Here is a 23,007-nt window from a genome sequence, read left to right on the forward strand (position 1 = left end):
CGCTGTGTTCGTGGTCTCAACGAGCGAGTCGGCCCGAGTCCAGGCAGTCCTGCGAGAACTCGAAGACGATCTCCCGGTCGGGAGCGATGACCTTGTGCTTCTTGCCGGCGTAATGCAGCCGGGAGAGGATGTCTCTGATCAGGTTGAGCCTCGCCAACCGTTTGTTGTCGGCGTGCACGACAGACCAGGGCGCCGCGGCCGTATGGGTGCGCATGAACATCTCGTCGCGCGCCCGTGTATAGCCGTCCCAGTGCTTCAGCGCGACGGCATCCACCGGGCTCGACTTCCACTGTTTGAGGGGATCACGGCGGCGTTCCCCGAGCCGGCGGCTCTGCTCCTTCTTGCCGATGTCGAGGTAATACTTCAGCAGCTTGATACCGGAGTTGACCAGCATCTCCTCGAACTTGGGCACTGAGTTCATGAATTCCTCGTGCTCCTCGGCGGTACAGAAGCCCATCACCGGTTCCACGCCCGCACGGTTGTACCAACTGCGGTTGAACACCACGAGCTCTTCGCCAACTGGCAGGTGCGGGACGTAGCGCTGGAAGTACCAGCCCGTGCGATCCCGGTCGGAGGGCTTTCCTAGCGCGACGACCCGTGTTTCCCGAGGACTCAGGTGTTCGACCAGCCGCTTGATGCTGCCGTCCTTGCCTGCGCCGTCCCTTCCCTCCAAGAGGATCAGGATACGGTCGTTGCATTTGATGAAATGCCGCTGCAGTTTCACCAGTTCGATCTGCAGCATGTGCAACTGTGCTTCGTAGTCCTCGCGGCCGATCGAGCGTGTCGCTGTCTCGTCGCGCGCTGAGCCGTGGGCAGTGCCGGTGCCGTCCACATCGGCCTTGTGCTTGGCGCCTTTGGCGCCCTTCTTGTTCTTTGCCATGGGTTCTCCGTTAGGTCTGGTCGCAGGCGATCAGCATTGCGTGTGTCGACGCCCGGCGGGGCGCGGCGCTCATGTCCGCATCCGAGCGGGAGCCGCAGCCATCGCCTTGTCCGTAGGCTGCAGCCAGGTACGGTCGATTGATGCGCTGACGCCAGCGGGTCTTCTTCATGTCAGCCTCGCTGGCGCGTGTCCGAGAGGGAGGGAAGGAAGCGCGGCGTGCGCGCGGCATAGGCGTCGAACTCGGCGCCGAACTGCTTGCGCATGTCCTTCTCCTCGTTGACAGCCAGCCTCGAGTACATCACGACGAGGAAGGGGAACATCAGCAGCGTCAACAGCGTCGGCCACTGCAGCAGAAAGCCGAAAAGGATCGCCACGAAGGCCACATACTGCGGGTGCCGAATCCTGGCGTATGGGCCGCTCACGGCAAGTTGGGCGTGCCGTTGCGCGTGGTAGAGCACCGTCCAGGCGCTCGACAGAAGCCAGAAGCCGCCCCCGATGAAGATGTAGCTCGCGATATGAAGCGGGCTGAAGTGAGGGTCGCCGCTCTCGCCCAGCAGGGTCGACCAGAGATGGCCGCTGTTGTGCGACAGCAAGTCCAGACTGGGATACTTGGTCTGAAGCCAGCCGGACAGCACGTACAGCGTCAGCGGAAAGCCGTACATCTCGACGAACAAGGCAACAATGAACGCTGCGAATGTCCCGAAGGTTCTCCAGTCGCGCGAGGTCTGCGGTTTGAAGAAGCTGAAGGCGAACATGATGAAGACCGCCGAGTTCACGAGGACGAGCAGCCAAAGCCCATAAGCGGGCGCATCGTGGTTCATTTGCGCTCTCCCGGGTACGGTGGATTCGCCTTGCTACCGTCGCCTGGTACGGCATGGCGATGCATCAGCACATGAGCGATGACGCAAGTCGCCAGGAGGACCAGTGGCAGCGCGGCCAGGTAGTGCCCGCGGTGTTCCGTCAGCAGCATGTAGATGCTCACGGCCAGGAAGACCAGAAAGCCCAGGAACCATCGCGAGCGCGAAAACCTTGGACCGGTGCGGTGAGAAGTTGTCATGGTCGTCCTCCTCACTTCGCCGGCTCAGGCATCCGGTCCATCATCATCTGCATCATGGACTGGCACATGTCCATGCGCATTTCGAGCATTTGCTGCCGCTCAGCTGTCGGCGCCGACTCGGCTCCATCCTTCATTGCGCCCATCATCGCCATGCCAGCCCGCATGGCCTGCATGTGTTCGGCCATGAGCGCCTTGCGCTGCGCAGGCGTCTTCGCAGCCACCATCCGTTCGTGCATGGCCTGCATCGACTTCAGTTGCGCATCCATGCCCTCGGTGGTCGGCGCCCTTGGCGTCTCGGCCGCGGTCGGACTCGCACCTGCGGGGTGATGGGCCTGATGGTTGTCCTGCGCGAACGCAGACAAGGTGACCAGTGCGGCGCCAACGATGGCCGCGATCGAATGCGTGAATTTCATTTCTCTCTCCTTTAGCCGCGGGTGCCTGCCATTGGGGCGAAACCGATGTCGCCGCAAGCGGACAAAGCCCTATGAAAACTCCGTAGTCGGGTACAGAGTCAAGGCTTATGAGTTGTGCGCCGGGTGTGACCGACACGGCAACTCAAAGGAGGCGCTACAGCGCGAGACGCTCGAACAGCAGCCACGACGGCCGCTTGGGAGGTGGTCGCTGGTGACCCCTCGATGGGATGGCTCGCAGAGCCAACGTCGGAGCCAGCAGCTGGTCTCCATAGGCGGGAGGCGCCAAACCGACGAGGTCGAACGCGAAGGTTGGTGCTTTCTGAATGGCGGACTGGTTGACGTCGCCGCAGAGCTTCAGGCACGGGGCCTTCGACGGGTCGTGGGAACCTTCTTCGTGCTCACCATGGAGGCCTTCATGATTTCCATGCCCGGACGATGGGACATGCTCATACCCGACAGCATGCCGATGTTGCTGCGGAGACTCCAGAAGGCAGGCATTGGCCACCCCGGCCCCGAGCGCAAACAGCCATACCCCGAGCACCATCCACACGATGGCGCGAATCCTGCGGTGGTTGAGAAGTGTGCGCATGTGCGGCCTATTGACCCATTGACACCTGTGATTCTATTCCCAACTGAGCTGCGGGAAATTGATTTGGATCAAATGGAGGCAAGGGTCAACTACGCGGTACTGCGTTATTCTGTGTTGCTCGTGAATAGACAGTGGATCGCTCGATGAACGAAGGTTTGGGTGATTGGATGACGGTTGGCAGGCTGGCGAAGGTCGCTGGCGTCGGCGTGGAGACAATCCGCTACTACCAGGGACGCGGCCTGTTGCCGATCCCGAAGAACGCCGGCAGCTTCCGGCGCTACCCCGCTTCGATGATCCAGCGGATCGGCTTCATCAAGCGCGCTCAGAGCCTTGGGTTCTCGCTGGACGAGGTGAAGTCGCTCTTGGATCTGGAGGATGGGCGGAATCGCCGGGCTATTCAGACGGTGACACGGCGGCGCCTTGACCAGATCGATGAGAAGGTTGGCGACCTTCAGCGCATGCGAGGCGCTCTGAGAGACATGCTGGAGAGGTGCGAAGACACGGGAGAGGCGCTTCCTTGCCCTATCATTGCTGCGCTCATGGGGCCTTTGAATACGTCCGAATGATTGCGCGCTGTGAGGAACAGACGAGACCCAAGGAAAGCGAACGAGGCCTGTCACACTTCGTTGGTAATGGTCGTGCGGACTGTTCGCTGCACAAAAATGCCGAATGAATTTTCCGCAATCTCACGGCCGACTTAGACGACGTGAACTGCGGCGGTCGGCGTAGCGGATACATCGCCCTACGTCGACCCTGCCGGCGCGATCCACTCAGTCGACTGTCAATCTCACAAGTCCCGCCTATTCTCGCTCAAGGATACGCGCACCGGGCCCCTGGCCTGCGAGTATGTCGCCCGGATTACGCAACGGGCACTCTTTGAGAGAGAGACAACCGCACCCGATACATCCCCCGAGTTCGTCCCGCAGCCGCATCAACTGCGTAATGCGGTCGTCAAGGTCTTCACGCCACCTAGACGCCACACGGCGCCAATGCGCAGCAGTCAGATGAACGCCCGGCTGATACTGCCCGAGAGCGTCGAGCACTTCGTCCAGCGATAGTCCGGCCCGCTGCGCGACTTTGACGATGGCCAGATACCTCAAGATAGCGGGCGAGTATCTCCGCTGATTTCCGGACGTGCGTTCGCTCTGGATCAGGCCCTTGGACTCGTAGAAGTGGATCGTGGATACGGGCAGGCCGCTGCGCTGTGACACCTCTCCAACCGTCATGCGAGGCTCGCAACCTAGCCTTGTCAGTCTTGCGGGTGAGTTGGCCTATGGAGCGATTGTTTCCGCGGATCATCCTGGCGCTTCGGTGCGGGAAATGGTTTTGCTCAGCGCCGCAAGGCAGACTGCCTTACGTGGCGGGCGAGGACGTGGCGCGCACCGCTGCGGCGGTACTGCGGGCGGACCCTGTTCCGCCCGGAGAGCTGGCGATCACCGGCCCGCAGGCTCTCACCGCCGAGGCGCTGGTGAACAGCATCAATATCATCTTCGGAGCCAGCATCGACCTGGTGCCCGTCAGTGAGGAAGCCCTGGCGCTGCATCTGCAGGTCTCGGGCTTTCCGAAATCCACGGTGCGAGAGGCGCTGATCATCGAAGAGGTGTCCAAACGCGGGCTGGCGCCGTTCTCCGACGGTGTCATCGAGCAGATGACCGGTCAGCCGCCGCGCAGCATCGAGGCGGTGCTGGTCGAACACCGCCTCGATTTGCTGTTGTCCACCAGCACCCCCCGGCTTTGAGACGAGTCGACTTCTTCGACTCTAGAGGCTGCAGGCGTGCTTGCTGCAGTACATGATCCACGCCGAGACGATGATGAAACAACGATCTGTACGAACAGCCACCCCGACGACGGTGGTCGCCAAGCCTTTTGCCACGGAACGTGTGCCAATTGTTGGCGACGTCGCCAGCCTCGGCGGCGTAACCGTGTCCAACGTTCGTTTCTATGAAGCAGAGAGGTTGATCCATGCTACGCGCACGGCAGGCAACCAGTGCCTCTATGGGCCCGTATCTAGGGAAGGTCTGAACAAGTCCACGGATCACGCCCTGATGCGTTGAACGTTGCAAAGGAGTTCGCTGCGATGAGCCAGATCAGCTTCTCGGACGCGGAGTACGCAGGCAAGCGCAAGAAGACGCGGCGCGAGGTCTTCCTCGAAGAGATGGAGCAGGTGGTGCCGTGGAAGGCGCTGCTGAAGGTCCTCGAGCCGCACTACCCGGTGGCCGGCCGTGGCCGCAGGCCGTATCCGCTGGACGCGATGCTGCGCGTGCACCTGATGCAGAACTGGTTCGCGCTTTCGGACCCGGCGATGGAGGAAGCACTGTACGAGATCGCATCGCTTCGCAACTTTGCCGGCCTGAGCCTGAGCGAGCCGATCCCGGACGAGACGACGATCCTGAACTTCCGGCACATGCTCGAAGAGTCGGACCTGGCCGAGGACATCTTCAAGCAGGTCAACGCGCACCTGTCACGCAAGGGCCTGCTTCTGAAGCGAGGCAGCATCGTCGATGCAACCATCATTGCTGCGCCCAGCTCCACGAAGAATGCCGAAGGCGAACGCGACCCCGAGATGCACCAGACCAAGAAGGGCAACCAGTGGCACTTTGGCATGAAGGCGCACATCGGCGTGGATGCTGATAGCGGTCTGGTACACACCGTGACGACGACGGCGGCCAATGAAGCAGACGTCGAACAGGTCGCCGATCTGCTTCACGGAAAGGAAGAACAGGTGTGGGCCGACTCCGGCTACCGCGGTGCGCAATCGCGTGTGCAGCGCGACGATCTGAGGTGGCATATCGCCGCCCGGCCGAGCGACATCGCGAAGTTGCCTGAGGGTCGTGCGAAGGCGCGGCTTCAGAAGAGCGAACATCGCAACGCCAGCGTGCGCGCAAAGGTAGAGCACCCGTTTCGCGTGATCAAGCGCCAGTTCGGCTTGATGAAGGTGCGCTTTCGTGGCCTGCAGAAGAACACCGCGCATTTGCTGACGCTGTTCGCGCTGTCCAACCTTTGGATGGCGCGACGACAGCTCATGCCAGAAGTCCGTCCGAAAGCGGCGTGAAGGCCGCAAACACGGCCGAACCCCCACCTTGACGCGACCGCGATCGCAAGTCCTATGGACCATTTCGACTCGAACGGCCTGTGCGCTGCCTGCGTTTCGAGTTGTTCAGACCTTCCCTAGCACCTATGCCAGTTTCAAGTAGGGATTGTTCGGTGGCCGCTCATCGAACAGTTGGCCAGGGTCATCGAGTAAGTAGCCATGCAGCTTGCGCGACTTGCGCGGGCCGGTGACCTCGCAGGTCCAGATGTTTAAGCTGCTGGGCTGCTTGCGATGGACCTGCAGCTTCTCGAAGCGCTTCTGGACCCATTGCCAGTCGACAACGGCATCCTGCTTGGCGAGTGCTGGAACTTGAGGATGCTCCTGGACATAGCGCTGAAACACCCCAGGGCTTACCAGGAACACCGTGTCGTCCACGGTATGCACCAGTGCCTTGGCATCGTTGAGAATCAGCTTTCGGCTCTGCAAGCCATGCCTAAGCCAGCCCATGAAGTGCTCGCCCGAAGGCTGCTGTGTCGATGCCGAAGATTTAGACGCTGGCACAGGCAGTACCAGCGAACTCGTTGCGAAGGCCGGGACGGGCTCTGCATCCTGTCGCGTCGCAAGGAGGTGTCCGGAGCCCACCATCGCCAGCATGTCTTCCATGACGTCAGGCAGGGGCTGAACTGCGGGCGGTGAAGCCAAGTTAGCGGGGCTGCTGCCTTCCCAAGGTGGCGTCGTCTGTTCTTCCAAGACAGGCTTCGCGGCAGTCATAGGCGGGGCAGCCTCCGAGCCAGCATCCTTCTCGATTGCCGCAGCGTCGATTGCCACCGTGCCGGTAAACGATGCTGGCCGTTCGCCAGCTTCCCAGATCAGCGCGGGAGCTAGACGCAGCAGGGTAAATGAGTGGGACCAGCCGGTCGCACTGGTCACGGTCGCGCGCCAGACCGCCTTCCCGTCCGACGTCGGCTGCAATATGCCGTGGTCCTGAAGCACGTTGAACACCGCAGTGTTGTTCGTAGGGATGCCATCGATGCCCTCTGACAGCAGGTGCGCACGTAGCTTGTCCGAAACCGTCTTGCTCACCAGCCACAAGGCGTCCTCGGTGAGCCAGCCATCGGAGGCTTCGGGCTGGTTCAGCTTCAACTCTTCCTTGAGCAGGTAGCGCAACCCGTCCAGCAGCTTGCGTTGCAGCGCGTGCTTGGGGGCGGCCATAGCGCGCGCGGGATCGCCTCCCAACTCTTGGGCCACGGAAGCGCGGTCGGCCTGTACGACAAGTTCGCCCAGCACGCCGGCGTGCTCGTACTGGCCGGCCAGGACGTAGAGCAGCGGTCCCCACAGGTCGGGATAGCCACTGAGCCAGTCCAGGGCATCACGGTCGAGGAGTTGGCGGTAGAGCAAACCTGTCGCAGCGCTGTGGAGCCGATATTCTCGATCGTCGCGGTAGCGGAAGCGGTATGGCTGGTGCAGCGGGCCGTGCCAGGGGTGCCACAGCGAGCCGTCGGCCAGTTCGACGTGCAGATCGACGGCGATCTTGCCGATGTCGTGCAGCAGCGCGGCATAAGCGACTGCGGCAGTCCAGGCTTCAGACTGCGCCGCCTGGTCTTCGGGACTGGCGCCAATGGGCAGCAGATGGGACTGCCGCAGCTTGAGCGCATAGGCGACGATCTCCAACCCGTGATCCAGCATGCCGCCGGGGTAAGCGTGGTGATGGCTTTCCGATGCGGGGAATTGTTGGACCAACTCGGCGTAGTGCTCCAGCGGCGTGCGGTATAGGGTGGCGAACTGCCGCCGCGACAGCGACGTGCGCTGCCAGATGTGTTCCAGCAGCTTCTGCCGGCGCGGTGTTGCCAGCAGCGATGCGGCCGATTCGGGCCGCAGCAACCCTTTCGGGAGGTCGGTGGCGGGCGCTGGCGACGGGGCAGCGACCGGGGGCCGTTTTCGCTGGAACAGGGAGAGCATGCGGGTGTCCTCTGGGGGGCCGGCCGGGAGGCCTTTTCGCCTTTTCGAGGTAGGGCCTTTCCCCTTGCACCCCATTCCCTTGCCGTTTCGGCCCTTTGGCCTTTAACCGTTTCGGTATAGCGGGGCATGGGGTGCGGCTCCAGCGTCAATGGGGAACCCGCTGGAATGGATTGGACAGCGAGCCGGTGCCGGTCGCGGCTCTATGCTGCCTGGACGCCACTTCCGCCAGGCAGGTGCGTAAGGCGACAAAGTTGACAAACGCGACAAGGGAGACTAGAGTGAATCCTGTCTCAAACCTGCCTGGGAGATCACCATGCCCAATGCCATTGAATTCATTGCCGACCATCTGCCGCGCGTCACGGTGGAGGATGTGCGCCGCTTCGCGGATACCGTCGAAATCCGGGATGCCACGGCTTTCGCGGCCGAGTTGCAGGCGTTCGTCCACGAGCGTGTGGAGGCGGTGAAGCTGCCCGCCAGCCTGGAAGCGGAGACGGTGCAAGAGGCCCTGGCACGCAAAGCGGGCGCGCTGCGCGCCGAGACGCGCTGGGCGCCGAGTGAAACCGACGTCCAGCGTGGCCGCGCTGCGCTGCTGGAAACCTTCAACCAGCCGCACAACCTGGCGATCCCCGAGTACGCCAAGCTGGCGGACAAGTCGCGCCAGCAGATCTACAAGGACATCCTCGCGCGCCGGCTGCTGGCGCTGAATGTGGGGCCGCGCGGCCAGAAGCTGCCCGACTGGCAGCTCGACCCGGTGAAGCAGCAGTTGACCCAAACCGTGCTTCAGGAGGTCGAGGGCATCGACCACTGGACGATCTACCGCGCGCTGTCCGAACCGCTCGAAGGCTTGGGCGGACGCTCGCCGGTGGATACGGTGACGCATGGCACGATCGATGACGTGGCCGAAGCGGTGTTCAACGTGCTGGGCGTCCAGGTGCATTGAGGCAAGACTGCCATGAGCCGCGAACTGCCTTTGTTCCTGATCGATGCGGGTGAACTGCTCCAGCATGTGAGCCGCGTCGTCTATCGGGGCAGCCCGCTGTACTATGGCCGCAGCGGCACCAATCGCTACGACGACCCGGCGCGGACCTACGGCGTGCTCTACCTGGGCCGCGACCTGCCCACGGCGCTGATGGAGTCGGTGTTTCACAAGCACCAGTGGCTGGCGGATGAAAAGCGCTCGATCGCGCTGAAGGAAGTCGAGAGCCGGCTCTTGCGCGCCGTGGGCGTCCTGGACGACGTGCGGCTGGCCGATCTCACGGCCGAGGGTGTCATGGCGGGTTACTTCGGCCTGAACCTGGAACAGTTGGCCAGCCGCGACTACACGCACACGCAGCAGGTGTCCGCGCAGGTGCATGCGATGCTCGGAGACGACGGCCAGCCGCTGTTCGACGGGGTGCTCTATCCGTCGCGCAACAACTATCCCGCCAAGAGCATCGCCCTGTTCGAGCGTGCGGCAGCAAAGGTTGGCGTTGTCGATGACATCGACCTGGTGGACCATGTGGACTGGCCGCGCTTCGTTGCCACGTATCGCGTCGGCGTGGAACCCGACCCCGGCCCGGTGGAACCGGATGACGAAGCGTCCTGAAGCAGCAAGAGAGCACATTGAAGCCCCAAACAGAATGAAATGGACCAAACTGGAATAGGCCTCTGTAGCAAGAGACGACCATGAACACCACGACCCGCATCAGCACTGCAGAACGCCTCGGCCGCACCTTTGGCCGCGGATGGCGCGCCTACGCGCGCGGCGAACGTCGGGCGTCGAACTGGTTGGTGTCCAAGGGGGTGCCGGCGGCCATTGCCACCGCGCTCGTGCGGGTGGTCAAGCTTGTTGCGCTCGGGATTCTGGTGTACACCACCTTCTGGCTGGCCCTGCTGCTGGTGTGCGTCATGGTCGTTGCCTGGATGGCCCGTAACGCCGACTTGGGCGAAGGGTTGCCCGAGCCAGAGTGGCGAAACGGACCAGCAGGATTCGGCCTATACACCTATGACGGTTTTCGCATTGATCCTCATGTCGAGGACGACTAGCAGTCATCACTTCTTCGAAACTGCATTGATCGCAATGCTTCCGCCCCTCCCGCCAGCAGCCTTGGCATCTCCGGTGGCACCAGCGAGGCCTTGGAGCACGTTGCCGGCGCGAACGCCCGCCCAAGCCAGGGCCATGATCCAGAACGTGGGCAGTACGATGAACATCGTGCCCGTGACGAACATCAGGAGCATGTCGCCGAAAGCGTTGTTCAGGCCCACCAGCGGGTCGAAGTTGGTATGCGGCCGGTTCCAGCCGAAGCCCCAGCCATAAAGCGCATCCAGGATCGTTGAATCGATCCAGCGCGCAAGCTGAAACCAGAAGTCCGTGAAAAACAGCGCAAACTGCACGACGCTGACCGTGACGACCGTCTTCAGGTCATAGGTGCCCACGACCAACACGAGCGGAATGCAGATGACCAGCGCCATTTTTAGCAATGCAAGCACCATGGGCAGGGCCTGCCTCGCGACGTCCATGGCTGGAAATGCAGCAATCGCGCCGACTGCCATCCCAACATCGCCCGTGGCCCGCGTCACGATGTTTGGCAAGGTCTTGTCGATCTGGCCACCGTAGTCCGTATAGACGCTGCCTTGGTTCAACTTCTGCTGCCGCGGTGACGCGATCGTGCGGATCACCGAATCGTCCACCTCGGCCCGGCTCAGGAAGCCAGCCCAGCCCGCCAGGCGATTGAGCAGGCTCGGGTCCACCTGACCCAGCAAGCGTGCCCGCAAGCCATTGCTCCCATCGCTCCACCACTGGCGGCAGGTAGGGTAGCCGCCACCGCTGGCCACCTGCGCAAGCCCTGCGTCGCGGGTGCTGTCATAGGGCCAGTCCTCGCGCGGGGTGCTGGAACGGTATGTGTCGTAGTAGCCGTTCGTGTCCGTGAAGAAGCGTGAGCCGATCCAGGTCACGTCGTGCATCTGCTGCTCATCGAGTTGAGGCCGCTGCATGAACAATTTCGCCCGCGCAGCCCCATAGCAATCCCGCGAGAAATCCGCTACTTCCTGAGCCAACACTGGGTCGTCAATGCGAGTCGCGTCGATCTCCATGCGCATCTGCCGCAGGTCCGTGCCGCACGGGATTGCCGCCACCGAAGCGCCGGTGACGGCGCGCGAGAGCGTGTGCATGAACGCCCACCACACCGGCACCTTCGCCGACTGGTTGTTGATGGTGCTGAAAGATTGCGACCAGCCGGTATTCGAGGGCTGCGGCACACTGACCTGGCACTGGGCCGAGCGTGAGCTGTCGTACTGGATGGTGTTGAGGTCCACGTCGATGAACGGGATGCCCGCGAACATCACCACCACGATGGCGACGAAGACCCGGTTCTCGATGCGGGCGGCGCTCAGCACGCCTTTATTGCCCTCGTCGGCGCCTTCTGCACGGGCCTTCAACCACTCCTGCACGATGATCGCCACGAAAGGCAGCGCGAAGACGCCGCTGGACACCAGCACGGCCCAGATGCCGTTGTTGACGATCCAGGACACCAGCGTCAGGTAGTACTCCAGGTAGTCGGTCGTGAACAGCGTCATGGCGCCATCTCCCCTCAACCCGCCTGCATCAGCAGGCTGGCTTCCAGCGCCACGATGGCGACGACGCCCGCGATCTCGGTGCGCACCAGGCGGCGCCGCGCCTGGGCGTCGTCCTCACGTACCAGCAGCCGGCGGCGCATCCAGATCCACCCGTACACCGTCGCCCCGTATAGACACAGCCGCCACACGAAGAAGTAACCCGCGGCGGCGAGCCACCGCTCCCAGCCGGCCACGCTGCCGACCAAGTAGATGCCGGCGATGTTGGCCGCGACCGCGTCGGCAACGATCAGCACCGTCCACAGCAGCGCCTTCGCCGCACGCCGGCTGAACAGCCAGCGCAAGGGGCGCCAAGTCATGCGCGCCGCGCTCATGGCCTGGCTCCTGGATTGCCCTTCTGCAACTGGTCGAGGCGGTCGGGCACCGGATCGCCCTCATAGATGCCGCGCGAGCCTGCCGCGCGCGTGCCATGGCGCTGGATGATCGCCATCGGCGAGTTGTTCGCCAGCTCGCGCCGCAGTTCAAGTTCGGTCTTGAGGTTGCGGATCTCCCGGTCGAGCGTGTCGCTCTCGTGGTTCACGGCCTCGACCGCCAACTCGTTGGCTGCCACGTTGGGCTCTTTCTTGCCGGTGAGCAGCGTGCGCTGGAGCAGCAGCGCCTTCTCCAGCACCGACGACAGCGCCACCTCGGACGCGAGGCGCCGCGCCAGCAGGTCCTGGTCGGGCTCATCGCGCAGCGCCTCGATCACGCCGCGCGTGATCGGCAGCGACGTGCTGCCAGCCTCGCGCAGGTTCTCAAAGGTGGTATTGCGCGTGCCGGAAACCAGCTCCTGAAGGACCTCCAGCTTCGCCTCGTACTCTTCCTGGATCAGCGGCGTCAGCCCGACGCCGGGCACCGTCTCGGTCTTGGTGCAGGAGTCGCACGTGCGCTGCACCTGCTCTCCGAGGACCCGCGTGGCCCATTCGGTCGCCTGCTGCGGCGACGTCCAGGTCTGGCAGGACAGGCTCGCGCAACTGGTGGACGCGATGGAGGAGGTGTCCGTCACGCCGCGACCGTTGACCAGGTTGTAGCCCGCGCGGGTGACGTCGCCGACCACCCGGATGGCGGACTGGCCCGCACCACCGGCATTGCTGCCGCCCACCCAGGGAACGCCGTCGTTGCCGCGGCGCGTCTCGGCCTGCTCGACAGCCGACACGGCATCGTTGCTGCCAACCGCGTCACGCAAGGCCATGCCTTCGGCCATTTGGCTCCAGCCAAGCTGGCCACCCGCCGTCTCGGCCATCTTCTCCGCCATGGCGCGGCACGTCAGCTTGGAGCGGTCGAAGTCCAGCCGCGCCTGCAGCACGCCGTTGGTCAGCAGGTTGTACAGGCCCGGATCGGCGCGCTGAATGATCAGCGCCGGCAGCGATGCAACCGCGCTGGTCGCGCTCTGGATCACGTTGCTCATGATCTGCTGAAAGCCGTTCGTGATGCCGTTGAGCTGATTGCGCAGCGTGGTCTGGATGCTCATATCGCCGCAGATCAGGTTGCTGTTCCACCCCACGCCGACCCCGATGGAGCGCATGCCGGCCGCGCGGCCCATGGACACCGCACTGCCACCGCCGATCGAGTACATGACGTCATCGCCGAGGACGGGGCCGCTGTTCTGGTATCCGACCTGCGCCCACGCCAGGCCGCAGACCAGAGCGAGCGTGCCGGCCAGCGCCGTCGGGCGCAGCAGGCGGCACGCCTTGGCGGAAAGGTTGATCGGTTCAGGACGCTTCATCGTGGCACCTCAGAGGAAATCGACGCTGCCCAGGAACACCTGCCCGCGGCGTTCGCAGCACGCATAGGGACGCCACAGCGCCCAGGCGTAGTCGCCTTGCTGGGCCTGGGTCAGCGTGCCGCTGTGCGGGAACACCACGCAGGTGTTGGACAGGCGCGGCGTCAGCTCCTGCCACTTGCCCGTAGAGGCATCACCCTCCATCAGCGCGCCGGCCGGCCAGTAGCCGTCGCGGGCGTTGGCAAGCAGCGGCTGGTACACGTGGATCTGCCCGCGGCGCGTGACGACATCGCCCGCGCGCTGGGCCACCACTGCCCCGGATTTGTGGTCGTCGGTCTGGTGCAGGAAGCCGCCGCGCGGATAGACGTTTCCCCAGAGATTCATCGTGGTGCGCGCACCGACCTCGCGCATGCCCGGAATCAACGCCTCCGGGTAGGCCATTTCAGGCACGTTGTAGCGCCAGGCCAGCGTGTCCAGGGTGCTGAGCAGATACGGCATGAAGGCCGTGCCCGCGCCCTGGCAGAAATAGCCCGACGACGACGCGAACTGGTTGAACACCTCCCCGCCAGGATGGCCGATGACATCGCTGTTCTTGAATTTGGCGAGGTTGTTTTCGTGGTCTTCGTTAGTGGTCCCATCGCCGCCGGCCTGTGCGGAGGGATTGGGCGTGCTCATCGCCTGCACCTCGACCCAGGGGTTCTCGCCGGTGTTGCTGTAGCTGGAGACGACCGCATCGGGCACGTAGTGCCTGACCTTGACCGACGTGCGCACCGAGCAGCCGCCATAGGTGCAGTACAGCCAGTAGCAGATGCCCACCACCCGGTACTCCAGGCAGTCCGGCGACATGACGGACGAGACGATCGTGGCGGTGTTCAAGGCGTAGCTGCCTGTGGCGGTGGCCAGCAGCAGCGAGGCCACGGGCACGCGCAGGCGGCGCAGCAGATCGAATGGGCGCGTCATGGCTGCGCCCTCCGGTGCTGCTCGATGCGCGCGATGGCGCGGGCGACGTCCGGCTCGCCATAGACCACATAGCGCTGGTCCACCACCACGGCCGGGATGGTCGTGACACCCAAACTCCATGCGTCGGTCACGCCTTGGTAGGCCATCGCGATGCGGCGCTGAAGGTCGGCGCCTCCCTGGTTCAGGCCTTGCCGGACGATGGCTGCTGCCCGCTCAGGGTCGGCTGGAAGATTCGCGGAAAGCTCGGCCTCCATCCGGGGCGTTTCGTCCAACTCGATCAGTCGCTCGCCACCCATGGTCTTGACCGGGTGGCGGCTGTCGGTGACGACCACCACGTCGGCGGCGAAGGTGGCCGGGCTGAACACCGCCAGAGACACCGGCAGCGCTACGGCCAGGCCAAGGGTTCGCCAGCTTGGTGCGAACCGGATAAAAGCTGCTGGCATGTCATGCGCCCCGGAAGTTGATCAGGGCCATAGTCAAACGCCGAACCCCATGCGGGCCCAACAAACAATGCGCATCGCGGCCACCCCGCATAGCTGCTTGTGTCGCCACGAAGAAAAAGCGGAGGCCGAAGCCTCCGCGCTGATCAACGAAGCAGTGCAACCTTTACAGCAGGCCGGACTCCGCAAAGGAGAACGGGGCACCCTGGCCGATGATGATGTGATCCAGTACCCGCACATCGATGAGCGCGAGTGCGGCTTGCAGTTGCTGGGTCAGCATGCGATCCGCGCTTGACGGCTCGGTGATACCCGAGGGGTGCTGGTGGGCGAAGACCACCGCGGCGGCATTCAACTCCAGCACACGCTGTACGACGACACGCGGATAGACCGAAGTCGAGTTGATCGTGCCCCTGAACAACGGCTCGTAGGCCAGCACCTGGTGCATGCTGTCCAGGAACACAGCGGCGAATATCTCATTGGGCTCGGCGACCAGTTTCAGACGCAGGTAGTCCCGCACAGCGGCCGGTCGGCTGAGGCACGGCCCAGCTTTGAAAATCCGTCTCTCCAGCAGCACGATGGCTTGCTGGATGATCCAGTCCTCGTGTTGGGCAGCGATGGCGGAAAGCGACTCCAGGCAGGAGTCATTGACGACGAAAGACATGGCGAACCTCCAGACGGTGAGATCGGAGGGCGCGCGCCCTGGGAGGGCAAGCCCTCCTGGGGAACGAACAAGGTGCATCCATCACCGCGGCAGCGGTGATCGTTCGCGGCCAGGATGCGAGGCGAACGGGTTTCGGTCAGCGCAGTGGACTGCGCCGTAGCCTTGAAGACCGGGGCTACCTGGGCATGTCGCCGACGACGTCGGCAGGCATTTCCGATGTAGTAGGTGTGGCGGCGGGATCGCCGGCCGCGAGCATGTCCATGGCCGACAGCAAGGCATCGCCCTCGATCGGACCCTGCAGCAGGATCGCCTTGCCGGTTTCGCGATCGTGCAGCCGCAGCGACGGCGTGGCGGTCACGCCGCTGCTCGTGGCTTCCGCAGTTTGGGCGCGAATCGCCGCGTCGGGCCGCTCGCTCGCGATGCACTGCTCGATGGGTGGCGTAAGGTCGGGGTAGCGCAGGTCCTCGGGCAAGCCCTGACCGTCGCTGCGCGTGTGGGCATATACCCACTCGACGGCCTGCCAGAAGGCGGCATGACCGCTGGCTTGGCCCGCGCATTCCGCCAGGCGCGCTTCCGCGGACGCGGCCGGCTCATGCGCTGCCAACGGGAGGTGATGCCATTGCAAGGCCACGTCCGCATTGCCGGCCACCCAACGCTTGAGCACTGGGAAATAGGACCGGCAGAACGGGCATTCGAGGTCCGCGTAGAGCGTCAGCGTGAAGCGTCCTTCCGGATTGCCCATCTGCCACGGAGGCCCAGCCACCTGCGTCTCGCTGACTGGCGCTGAAGTCTGAGGCGTGGACTGCCCGGGCCAACGGGACACGAGCCAGATCAGCAGCAGTGCAACCAGCGCTGCGGCCACTGTCCAAGGCCAGCTGGGCCGCCAGTGCCGACGGCGGAACGCCTGCACCTGCATCGGAATGGAAGGACGTTTCTGTTCCAAGGCGTTCTCCGGTGTACGGCAGATTCAGGGCAGGTCCAGGGTCGGCGACTCGATGCCACGTGCCCGGTCGATCTTCTCAGCCACCTTGAAGGCGGCATCCAGCTCGCTGACGCCGTGCTGCTGCATGAGCTGGTAGCGTTCTGCCTTCTCCTCGGGCTCGGTTTGCGCGAGCGCGAGGTAGAGACTTGGCGGCACGGCGCGGAACAGCACTTCCATGCTCTTGGAGAGGATGACGCCCTCGGTGAACTTGCCCGCTTCCTTGCGTGCGGAGAGCATCAGCGCCTTCTGCGCCGGCGAGAGTTCGCGGAAGCGCGCGATCTTCTCCACCTCGTCCGGCGGCATCGACAGGCACACCCACCACTCGATCATGTTGAGCATCGGCTCCGCTGCACGTGGCAGGTCGTCGATGTTCTGCGTCGCCAGCCAGAACCAGGCGCCCAACTTGCGCCACATTTTTGTAATTTTCACGACATAGGGCGCGAGCAGCGGGTTCTTGGTGATGATGTGACCTTCGTCGGTCACGTTGACGATCGGCCGTCCCAGGTACTGGTCGCGCTCGGCGATGTTGTTCACCGTGCTGATCAGGCTGATGTAGGCGATGGAGAGCTGCGCGTTGTAGCCCTCGCGGGCATAGGTCGCCAGATCGACCAGCGTGATGTCGGCCTCGGGCCACGGCGTGCCGTCGCGGTCGAACATCTCGCCGTCCGTGCCTTGGCAGAACATGTCCATCGCGTCCGCCATCTCCAGCAGCCGCGCACGGCGCATCTCGGGCAACGTCGGGTCCTGGCCACGGGTGCGCAGTGCATTGCGCACATCGCGCGTGAGCACGGTGCGCTTCTCCGCCACGCAATGTTCGGCGGCGTCGAGGATGCACTGGCGGATCAGCGAGCGGTCGGCCCGCGTCATCCGCGCTTCTTCCTTGTCTTCGCCGCCCGTGATCATCAGCCGTGCCGTGATCTCCAGTTCGCCGAGCACGTCGCGCTGCTCATCCGCCTCCATGGCCGAGGCATCCGGTGGCAGGTCTTCGTCCAGGGCATCGGCATCGAGCGTCTGCACGTCGCTGGGCGTTTCGATCAGCCGGCGTGCGTCGGCGAACGGCGCCAGGCTGATGCCCGATCCGGGGGCCAGCTTGACCCGGTTCACGGTCAGGCCCAGGCGCCGCGCGAAGTCGCTGAACAGGCCGAAGCTGTTGCCGGCTTCCACGATGAAAAGCCGCGGCCGGTAGATGGCCGTCACCTGGTTCAGCAGGTTGTTGAGCGTGGCGGACTTGCCCGAGCCCGTAGGGCCAAACAGAAACAGATGGGCATTCATCTGCCGATCCAACCTGTTCAAGGGGTCGAACGTAATCGGGCCGCCTCCGCGATTGAACATCGTGATGCCGGGGTGCCCCGTGCCCTGGGCGCGGCCCCACACCGGCGACAGGTTCGCCGCGTGCTGGGCGAACATCAGTTGCGTGTACCACCGGCGCCGGTCCTTGCCGGGGTTGTAGCAGCACGGCAGCCAGCGCAGGTAGCTGTTGAGCGGCGCCACCTCGTCGTCCTCGCGCACCGGCTGCAGGCCGGCGTTGAGCATCACGTTCGCGAGGTCCAGGCCGCGCCGATCCAGTTCCGCCTCGTCGCGCCCGCGTAGGTAGAACGCCAGAGTGCCCCGGTAGAGCTTGTGCGCGCTGCCGATCAGGGAGCGGGCTTCATGCACGTCCTTGAGCGTCTGCTCCGACGCCAGCGTCTCGCCCACAGCTTTCTTCGCCAGATGGTTGAGGTCCGATTCGAGGACGTCCTGCGGCGTGGCCACCATGGTGAGACACATCAAGGTGTCCTCGGGCATCTGGTCGAACAGCGTGTTGATCGCGTCCCCCTTGCGGGTCTCGCCGGTCAGGTGCCCGGTGCCGGGCGGCATGCGCAGCCGGTCGGTGATCAGCACGCGGTGCGGCATGCCGTCGAAGTACCAGGCCCCTTGCGCCACGTCCGAGCGCGGCTGCCCAAAGAACAGCCGCTGGCTGAAATCCCGCCCGCTCGCCAGCTCGATCTCGCCGGCCTCGCTTTCCTCGGTACTGTCCGGATAGCGCGCCAACGCGTAGAAGCGCTCCCGGTCCTCCACCCCAGGCCCGAGCAGCGTGGGGCGCGGGTTGAACCACCGCAGCAGCCAGTCGTGAACGTCCGCTGCAACCATGCGCCGGGCCTGGATGCCGGCATTCGCCAGCCCGCCGCACAGGCGATCGCAAACGATGCCCAGCATCTGCTCGGGTGTCTGGCCGCGGCGGTTTGCCTGTCGCTGACCGCTCGCGCGGCGGTACACCACCATGCGCACGCGCCGCGTCTGGCCGCGCCAGCGCAGCCGCGTGACCACCGTGTCCTCGAACAGGCCGCCGGGCTTGGCCACAGCGCGCAGGTGGTGGCCGAAGAAGCGCAGGTAGAACTCGGTGAACGCCGAACCGCGCGCACGTGACTGCACGTAATCGCGCAAGGTCTGCATGTACTGGTCGAAGCTCGGTTCGTCCTGTGCATAGAGCTGGAGCACCCACGGGTTCTCGTCCAGTTCATCGAAACTGTCCTGAAGCGCGTTTTCCAAGGCGTCGCGGGCATGCGCGAGCCAGCCAGGCTCCCGGCCCTCGGTGCCCAGCGGCACCAGCTCGAAGAAGGCGGCCACGGATTGACCGTCCTCCAACAGCATCGCCTTAGACTCGGGCAAGAACTCCACCCAGGGCAGCAGTTCCACGAAGGACGGGGCGACGTCGTACAGCGCCTGCTCCTCGGCCACGGTCGCCGGCCTGCGGCCCTGCACCGGGGCGCCGGGTTCGGGGATGCCGACCTGCTGCAGGGCATCAACGTGGCGCTGCCAGCCGTCCGGCTGCTCATCGCCAGCCGGGCCGCTGATGCTGGCGCCCGTCAGCTTCGACCAGGGAAGTTTCCACCGCATCAGTAGTCCTCCACGCGCTCGCCCGGCATCGCGTACTGAATGCGCTGGTACAGCGGGAAGACGGTCGTGTAGCCCGGCACCGGCACGGGATCGGTGCCGGCCAGGTGCGGGTACACGTACATCACGAGATCGGGATTGGGCAGGCGCTGGAACTGGCGATGAACCTCGTTGCGGGCGGTGCGCGTATAGCGCATCTGCTCGGCAGGCGCGGCCTGCATGTCGGCGTCGGTCAGCGGCCGACGCAGGCTCTGGCGCGCATCGAGCAGTTGGCGACCGGCATTCCGTCCGGCTGCGCCACCGCCGTCGCCGGCCTCCTGCTGCCAGATGTCCATCATCGTGCGGTCACCGTGGGTCAACAGCTTTTCCTTGCTGGTGGCGCAGCCGGCGAGCACCGCGACGGCGAGGGCCAGTGCTAGGCCACGGGCCAGGTTAGTCAAGTTCAAGGGCATGGCTTTCTCCTGCGCGGTGATCGACCTTGCGGCCTTCGGGATCGAAGTCGATGGCGAGCGGCTTTTCGAGGTGGACGGCAACCTTGGCGCCGGGTTGGACATAGACGGCGGCGAAGGCTTGGCCGTAGAGCTTGTTGACCCAGGCCGACATGTCCCGGACACCGCCCGCGAGAATCTGGCCGACCGCTTCTTGGCCGGTGATGCCCACGGTGCCGATGGAGCCGTCCGAGCCGACATAGGACATGCGGCCGCTGCCACTCTCGATGAGCGAGGCCACACCGGCACCGGCCGCGGTGATCAGGGCCTGCGAGCCGAGGTATTGCTGGGCGTTGCTGCGCCGCTCGCCGCTGACGCAAGGAATGCCGTGGGGATCGCTGATCCAGCCCAAGCCGTCGCGCTGTTGGTTGTTCTGCTGGTTGCCCTCGCGGTCTTCGGGGATCGTGCGAATCGTGCCGTCGTTGAAGACGAACGTGATGCTGCGCACCTGACCTCGCACGCACGAGAGCGTCCAGTCGCCCGAGGCGGTGCCGCTGAACACGGCGCCGGCCACGTCGGGAATGTCGATGCCATTGGCGGTCAGGTTGTCCGGCCCGACCAGAACTTTGAACGGATAGGGATCGTTGACCGTGCCGTCGATCGGCACGCGGCCGATCAGGGCCGTCATCGCCACCGATCCCATTAGCGTCGAGTTGGTCGGCACGGTATAGACCGGCTTGGCATTCTTGACCCCGGCGGCGCGGGCGCCCGCGTTGGCCACGGTTTCAGCGGTGGTTTCGAGCGTGCTCTGCGCCGGGCCGAAGCTCGTGGGGAAGCTCATGCCGCCGCTCGCGCCACGCCCCCCGTTGCGCCCCTCGGCGGGCTTTGCGTCGTCCGGCTCGACCCACCGCACGCCGCCCTCCATGCCGGCCTCGTCGCCGCCCTGCAGCCCCAGGCCCACGGGCAGGTCCGCATGGCCGCCGCCGCGCCCGCCGATGCTGTCCAGGCGCCGCTGCAGGTCGGCGAGCAGCCCTTCGGTCTGCTGGCGCGCGCTGGCCGCCTGCTCTTGGTCGCGGCGCAGGTTGGACCGCTCGGATTCGAGCGCCGAGTTGATGCGCTGGTCGATGGAGTTCTCGCGCTGGCGCAGCCGCTGGTTCTCTTCACGCTGCGACTTGTTGTCCGAGAGCGCGGTCTGAAGCTCGGTGCGCAACTGCTTCACTTGGGCAACGAGCGTCGCCACGGTGTCGCGCGGGGTGTCGCCTTCGATGCCCAGCGCCTTCATTTCCTCGGGCGTGAGCTGGGCGCCGTTGTCCGCCACGGGTGGCGCCGTGCCGCCTCCACCCGAGAACAGCCGGATACCGGCGAACAGCACCAGGATGGCGACAGGGATCATCAGCCACTTGAGCAGGCCGTTACTGCGCATGGCGGGCCTCCTTGGCGTTCTCGTCGCCGTCCGGCTGCGGCAGATGCACGGCAGGGTCGAAGCGGTGAATCGCCGGCAGCAGCGACTGCGCGAGGCCGCGGCCGCGCGTGACCAGGTACAGCACGGTCGTGTCCTCGGTCGTGCCGCGCGGGCCCAGCGCCTCGTGCTGGAAGGTGGCGGTGAGGAAATCGCCTTGCAGCACGCGCGGGTCGAGCGCGACCCAGTCGGCGCCGGTGTTGGTGAGGCGCACGGCAGTCACCCATTGGTCTTCCAGGCGCCACGACGCGAGCACGGCCGCGCGCACCGGCAGCGTTGGCATCAGTGTGTCCAGGTCGAGGTCGCGGGGAAGGTTGACCCGCATGACGCCCGGAAGCGGCTCGACGGTGCGCAGCGGTGCGTAGAGGTTCTGCGCGGCGAAGCGCGTCAGCACGACAGGGACCGGAGTTTCGCGCCGCGCGGTCCGCGCACCTGCCTGGCCCTGGGCGCGTGCCGGGGCCTCGGCACTGTCGGCCTGCTCGCCATAGCGTCCCGGTGCGCTGTCACCCTCGACGATGCGCACCGGCTCCAGCTCGGCTTCCCCGTCCTTGGGCGGTTCGGCTACGATGTCCAGCAGGATCAGCGCGCCCGTGTCGGCGTCCTGCAGTTGCAACCGCGTGGGCTCGATCGGCTCGCTGGCACGCAGGTACACCGCGCCGCTCGCACTCTGCACGCGCAGGCGCTCGCCCACGCCTGCGGGCACGCCCACGCGCACGTTCCGGTCGATGAATACGATGCGTTCCTGACCGACCTTCAGCGGCACTGCCAGTGGCATGCGTTCCCAACGCAGGATCTCCACCGCCTGGGCGACGGGTGCCGCGGCCACGGCCAGTAGCCCCAGCAGCGCGAGTACAGGATGCTTCATGGGGTGTTTCCTCCTTGAGGCGCTTGCGGAGACAGGCCACTCGGCGCCGGGCGCGTCGGCTCCGGTGCACTGATGCGCTGGGGCGCGCCGTCGTAGCAGTCCAGCGCCAGGCCGAACGGGTTGCGGGCGGGATCGACGTCCACCCGCGTGACCTTGATCGGATAGCGCACCAGGGCGCGCTTGACCTGCTCGGCGCCGTAGTACTCGTCCGCCGTGATGTCCAGCGTCACCACCCAGTCGCGATCGGACACGGTGCGCACGCGCGCCGTGGGGTCGTCGCCATAGCCGCGGCCGGGAATCTCGTAGATGCCGCGCACGCGCTGACGCAGCTCGCCCGTGGAGCGGCGGTAGTCATAGTCCGCCCGCAGGAAGGCCTGGCAGGACGGGGTGAGGTACGGCGAGAGCGTGTGGAGGTTGCGCGAGTAGTCTTCTTCGCCATTGGTTGGCCAGCGGTTGAGGGTCTGGAACACGTAGAACGTGAACGCATAGACCGATTCGGGCGGCACTTCCCACCACTTGCGGGTACTGCCGGAGCGCAGGTCGGGCGGGACGTGGATGGTCAGGTCGCGCGGCGCGCTCCACCAGCCGCCGCCCATGACCAGGGCGACGACGACCAGCGCGCCCGCGCCCAGGCGCAAGGTCTTGATGTGCGCCTGCAGATGGGTAATCTCGTTTTTGAAGCGGCTCATCGCATGCTCCTGCGGGTGGACCAGAAGCCCGAGCGCGAGATCAGCACATGGCCACCGACCCAGCCTGCCATCAGCGGATGGCGCGTGGCGATGCGCCATTGCAGTTGCCGATACAGCCAGGTGTCGGGACGCCCACGCTTGAGGCGGCGCAGGATGCCGCCGCCGATGAAGACGCCGAGCGCCACGCCCAGGACGACGAACGTCGGCGCCAGCGCGATCGTGCGGAACACCCAGGACAGCGGCGCGCCGACCAGCAGGCCGGCGGCGCCGGACAGGCCGCAGCAAATCCAGAGTTCGTCAGCGGTGAGGCCGCGCACCACAACGGGATGGCGGTTGAGCCGGTGCGGAAGGAAGGTGACCGTTCCGTCCGCACGGACGTGCTGCTGCTCGGACATACCGGCCTCGC

28 protein-coding genes are annotated in these 23,007 nt (G+C 65.1%); 7 read left to right on the forward strand and 21 right to left on the reverse strand.

Annotated elements, in window-relative coordinates; translation table 11 throughout:
- Nucleotides 1-16: 16 nt before the first annotated feature.
- The 6 genes from ppk2 to ABB22_RS18425 form a co-directional block, all read right to left on the reverse strand.
- Nucleotides 17-880: a polyphosphate kinase 2 gene (gene ppk2 / locus ABB22_RS11790; RefSeq protein ID WP_003090242.1), complete on the reverse strand. Its 864-nt coding sequence runs from the start codon at nucleotides 878-880 to the stop codon at nucleotides 17-19.
- 10 nt (nucleotides 881-890) lie between these two features.
- On the reverse strand, nucleotides 891-1,049 hold the full coding sequence (locus ABB22_RS18550) for a hypothetical protein (RefSeq protein ID WP_010791738.1): 159 nt from the start codon (nucleotides 1,047-1,049) through the stop codon (nucleotides 891-893).
- A gap of 1 nt (nucleotide 1,050) precedes the next feature.
- On the reverse strand, nucleotides 1,051-1,701 hold the full coding sequence (locus ABB22_RS11795) for a methyltransferase family protein (protein WP_003090238.1): 651 nt from the start codon (nucleotides 1,699-1,701) through the stop codon (nucleotides 1,051-1,053).
- Nucleotides 1,698-1,937, reverse strand: a complete 240-nt coding sequence (locus ABB22_RS11800; RefSeq protein WP_003090237.1) for a DUF2933 domain-containing protein — start codon at nucleotides 1,935-1,937, stop codon at nucleotides 1,698-1,700. Before ABB22_RS11800 ends, ABB22_RS11795 begins: the two co-directional genes overlap by 4 nt.
- 11 nt (nucleotides 1,938-1,948) lie before the next feature.
- A complete protein-coding gene (locus ABB22_RS11805) occupies nucleotides 1,949-2,350 on the reverse strand; it encodes a hypothetical protein (RefSeq protein WP_003090236.1) in 402 nt (133 codons plus the stop codon).
- A gap of 154 nt (nucleotides 2,351-2,504) precedes the next feature.
- The gene (locus ABB22_RS18425) at nucleotides 2,505-2,939 is read right to left on the reverse strand and encodes a hypothetical protein (protein WP_161809365.1); all 435 of its coding nucleotides are present in this window, start codon (nucleotides 2,937-2,939) and stop codon (nucleotides 2,505-2,507) included.
- Between the two features lie 143 nt (nucleotides 2,940-3,082).
- Between ABB22_RS18425 and ABB22_RS11815 the strand changes: the two genes are divergently transcribed.
- On the forward strand, nucleotides 3,083-3,505 hold the full coding sequence (locus tag ABB22_RS11815; protein WP_003090234.1) for a MerR family transcriptional regulator: 423 nt from the start codon (nucleotides 3,083-3,085) through the stop codon (nucleotides 3,503-3,505).
- A 234-nt stretch (nucleotides 3,506-3,739) separates the two neighbouring features.
- Here the strand turns inward: ABB22_RS11815 and soxR are convergent, their stop codons facing one another.
- Complete coding sequence (gene soxR, locus ABB22_RS11820; protein ID WP_006226036.1) at nucleotides 3,740-4,165, reverse strand: redox-sensitive transcriptional activator SoxR; 426 nt, start codon at nucleotides 4,163-4,165, stop codon at nucleotides 3,740-3,742.
- A 47-nt stretch (nucleotides 4,166-4,212) separates the two neighbouring features.
- Between soxR and ABB22_RS11825 the strand changes: the two genes are divergently transcribed.
- The 3 genes from ABB22_RS11825 to ABB22_RS11830 are packed head-to-tail and all read left to right on the forward strand — an operon-like array spanning nucleotide 4,213 to nucleotide 5,991.
- Nucleotides 4,213-4,677 (forward strand): Rossmann-fold NAD(P)-binding domain-containing protein, encoded by a 465-nt coding sequence (locus ABB22_RS11825; protein ID WP_010791737.1) that lies wholly within the window; start codon nucleotides 4,213-4,215, stop codon nucleotides 4,675-4,677.
- 52 nt (nucleotides 4,678-4,729) lie between these two features.
- Nucleotides 4,730-4,993, forward strand: a complete 264-nt coding sequence (locus ABB22_RS17865) for a MerR family DNA-binding transcriptional regulator (RefSeq protein WP_244481344.1) — start codon at nucleotides 4,730-4,732, stop codon at nucleotides 4,991-4,993.
- A gap of 23 nt (nucleotides 4,994-5,016) precedes the next feature.
- Nucleotides 5,017-5,991, forward strand: a complete 975-nt coding sequence (locus ABB22_RS11830; RefSeq protein ID WP_057505252.1) for an IS5 family transposase — start codon at nucleotides 5,017-5,019, stop codon at nucleotides 5,989-5,991.
- A 123-nt stretch (nucleotides 5,992-6,114) separates the two neighbouring features.
- Here the strand turns inward: ABB22_RS11830 and mobH are convergent, their stop codons facing one another.
- Nucleotides 6,115-7,929 (reverse strand): MobH family relaxase, encoded by a 1,815-nt coding sequence (gene mobH / locus ABB22_RS11835; RefSeq protein ID WP_010791736.1) that lies wholly within the window; start codon nucleotides 7,927-7,929, stop codon nucleotides 6,115-6,117.
- A gap of 313 nt (nucleotides 7,930-8,242) precedes the next feature.
- Between mobH and ABB22_RS11840 the strand changes: the two genes are divergently transcribed.
- The 3 genes from ABB22_RS11840 to ABB22_RS11850 all read left to right on the forward strand — a co-directional run bounded on the left by ABB22_RS11840 (nucleotide 8,243) and on the right by ABB22_RS11850 (nucleotide 9,954).
- Nucleotides 8,243-8,869 (forward strand): hypothetical protein, encoded by a 627-nt coding sequence (locus ABB22_RS11840; protein WP_003124463.1) that lies wholly within the window; start codon nucleotides 8,243-8,245, stop codon nucleotides 8,867-8,869.
- A 12-nt stretch (nucleotides 8,870-8,881) separates the two neighbouring features.
- Complete coding sequence (locus ABB22_RS11845; RefSeq protein ID WP_003121528.1) at nucleotides 8,882-9,514, forward strand: RES family NAD+ phosphorylase; 633 nt, start codon at nucleotides 8,882-8,884, stop codon at nucleotides 9,512-9,514.
- Between the two features lie 80 nt (nucleotides 9,515-9,594).
- Nucleotides 9,595-9,954 carry a DUF3742 family protein gene (locus ABB22_RS11850; protein WP_003121527.1) on the forward strand — a complete coding sequence of 120 codons (360 nt, stop codon included), beginning with the start codon at nucleotides 9,595-9,597 and terminating at the stop codon, nucleotides 9,952-9,954.
- A gap of 6 nt (nucleotides 9,955-9,960) precedes the next feature.
- Here the strand turns inward: ABB22_RS11850 and ABB22_RS11855 are convergent, their stop codons facing one another.
- The 13 genes from ABB22_RS11855 to ABB22_RS11915 form a co-directional block, all read right to left on the reverse strand.
- Nucleotides 9,961-11,484: a conjugal transfer protein TraG N-terminal domain-containing protein gene (locus ABB22_RS11855; protein WP_003119993.1), complete on the reverse strand. Its 1,524-nt coding sequence runs from the start codon at nucleotides 11,482-11,484 to the stop codon at nucleotides 9,961-9,963.
- A 14-nt stretch (nucleotides 11,485-11,498) separates the two neighbouring features.
- On the reverse strand, nucleotides 11,499-11,855 hold the full coding sequence (locus ABB22_RS11860) for a hypothetical protein (RefSeq protein ID WP_010791734.1): 357 nt from the start codon (nucleotides 11,853-11,855) through the stop codon (nucleotides 11,499-11,501).
- The gene (locus tag ABB22_RS11865; protein ID WP_003124515.1) at nucleotides 11,852-13,246 is read right to left on the reverse strand and encodes an integrating conjugative element protein; all 1,395 of its coding nucleotides are present in this window, start codon (nucleotides 13,244-13,246) and stop codon (nucleotides 11,852-11,854) included. Before ABB22_RS11865 ends, ABB22_RS11860 begins: the two co-directional genes overlap by 4 nt.
- Before the next feature lie 9 nt (nucleotides 13,247-13,255).
- A complete protein-coding gene (locus ABB22_RS11870; RefSeq protein WP_003119995.1) occupies nucleotides 13,256-14,203 on the reverse strand; it encodes a TIGR03756 family integrating conjugative element protein in 948 nt (315 codons plus the stop codon).
- The gene (locus ABB22_RS11875) at nucleotides 14,200-14,646 is read right to left on the reverse strand and encodes a TIGR03757 family integrating conjugative element protein (protein ID WP_010791733.1); all 447 of its coding nucleotides are present in this window, start codon (nucleotides 14,644-14,646) and stop codon (nucleotides 14,200-14,202) included. The genes ABB22_RS11870 and ABB22_RS11875 overlap by 4 nt, the downstream gene beginning before the upstream one ends.
- Before the next feature lie 163 nt (nucleotides 14,647-14,809).
- Nucleotides 14,810-15,304, reverse strand: coding sequence for a RadC family protein (radC, locus tag ABB22_RS11880; RefSeq protein WP_003119996.1), 495 nt, complete (start codon nucleotides 15,302-15,304; stop codon nucleotides 14,810-14,812).
- 175 nt (nucleotides 15,305-15,479) lie between these two features.
- Nucleotides 15,480-16,247: a DsbA family protein gene (locus tag ABB22_RS11885; protein ID WP_010791732.1), complete on the reverse strand. Its 768-nt coding sequence runs from the start codon at nucleotides 16,245-16,247 to the stop codon at nucleotides 15,480-15,482.
- A gap of 24 nt (nucleotides 16,248-16,271) precedes the next feature.
- Nucleotides 16,272-19,163: a conjugative transfer ATPase gene (locus tag ABB22_RS11890; RefSeq protein WP_057505253.1), complete on the reverse strand. Its 2,892-nt coding sequence runs from the start codon at nucleotides 19,161-19,163 to the stop codon at nucleotides 16,272-16,274.
- Complete coding sequence (locus tag ABB22_RS11895) at nucleotides 19,163-19,612, reverse strand: TIGR03751 family conjugal transfer lipoprotein (protein WP_023087296.1); 450 nt, start codon at nucleotides 19,610-19,612, stop codon at nucleotides 19,163-19,165. Before ABB22_RS11895 ends, ABB22_RS11890 begins: the two co-directional genes overlap by 1 nt.
- Nucleotides 19,593-21,011, reverse strand: a complete 1,419-nt coding sequence (locus tag ABB22_RS11900) for a TIGR03752 family integrating conjugative element protein (protein WP_020924934.1) — start codon at nucleotides 21,009-21,011, stop codon at nucleotides 19,593-19,595. The genes ABB22_RS11895 and ABB22_RS11900 overlap by 20 nt, the downstream gene beginning before the upstream one ends.
- Nucleotides 21,001-21,912 carry a TIGR03749 family integrating conjugative element protein gene (locus ABB22_RS11905; RefSeq protein ID WP_057505254.1) on the reverse strand — a complete coding sequence of 304 codons (912 nt, stop codon included), beginning with the start codon at nucleotides 21,910-21,912 and terminating at the stop codon, nucleotides 21,001-21,003. Before ABB22_RS11905 ends, ABB22_RS11900 begins: the two co-directional genes overlap by 11 nt.
- The gene (locus ABB22_RS11910) at nucleotides 21,909-22,601 is read right to left on the reverse strand and encodes a PFL_4703 family integrating conjugative element protein (protein ID WP_003090182.1); all 693 of its coding nucleotides are present in this window, start codon (nucleotides 22,599-22,601) and stop codon (nucleotides 21,909-21,911) included. The genes ABB22_RS11905 and ABB22_RS11910 overlap by 4 nt, the downstream gene beginning before the upstream one ends.
- Nucleotides 22,598-22,996, reverse strand: a complete 399-nt coding sequence (locus ABB22_RS11915) for a TIGR03750 family conjugal transfer protein (protein ID WP_003050133.1) — start codon at nucleotides 22,994-22,996, stop codon at nucleotides 22,598-22,600. The genes ABB22_RS11910 and ABB22_RS11915 overlap by 4 nt, the downstream gene beginning before the upstream one ends.
- Nucleotides 22,997-23,007: the final 11 nt, after the last annotated feature.

It is taken from the genome of Stenotrophomonas nitritireducens (assembly GCF_001431425.1).
Classification (GTDB): domain Bacteria; phylum Pseudomonadota; class Gammaproteobacteria; order Xanthomonadales; family Xanthomonadaceae; genus Stenotrophomonas; species Stenotrophomonas nitritireducens.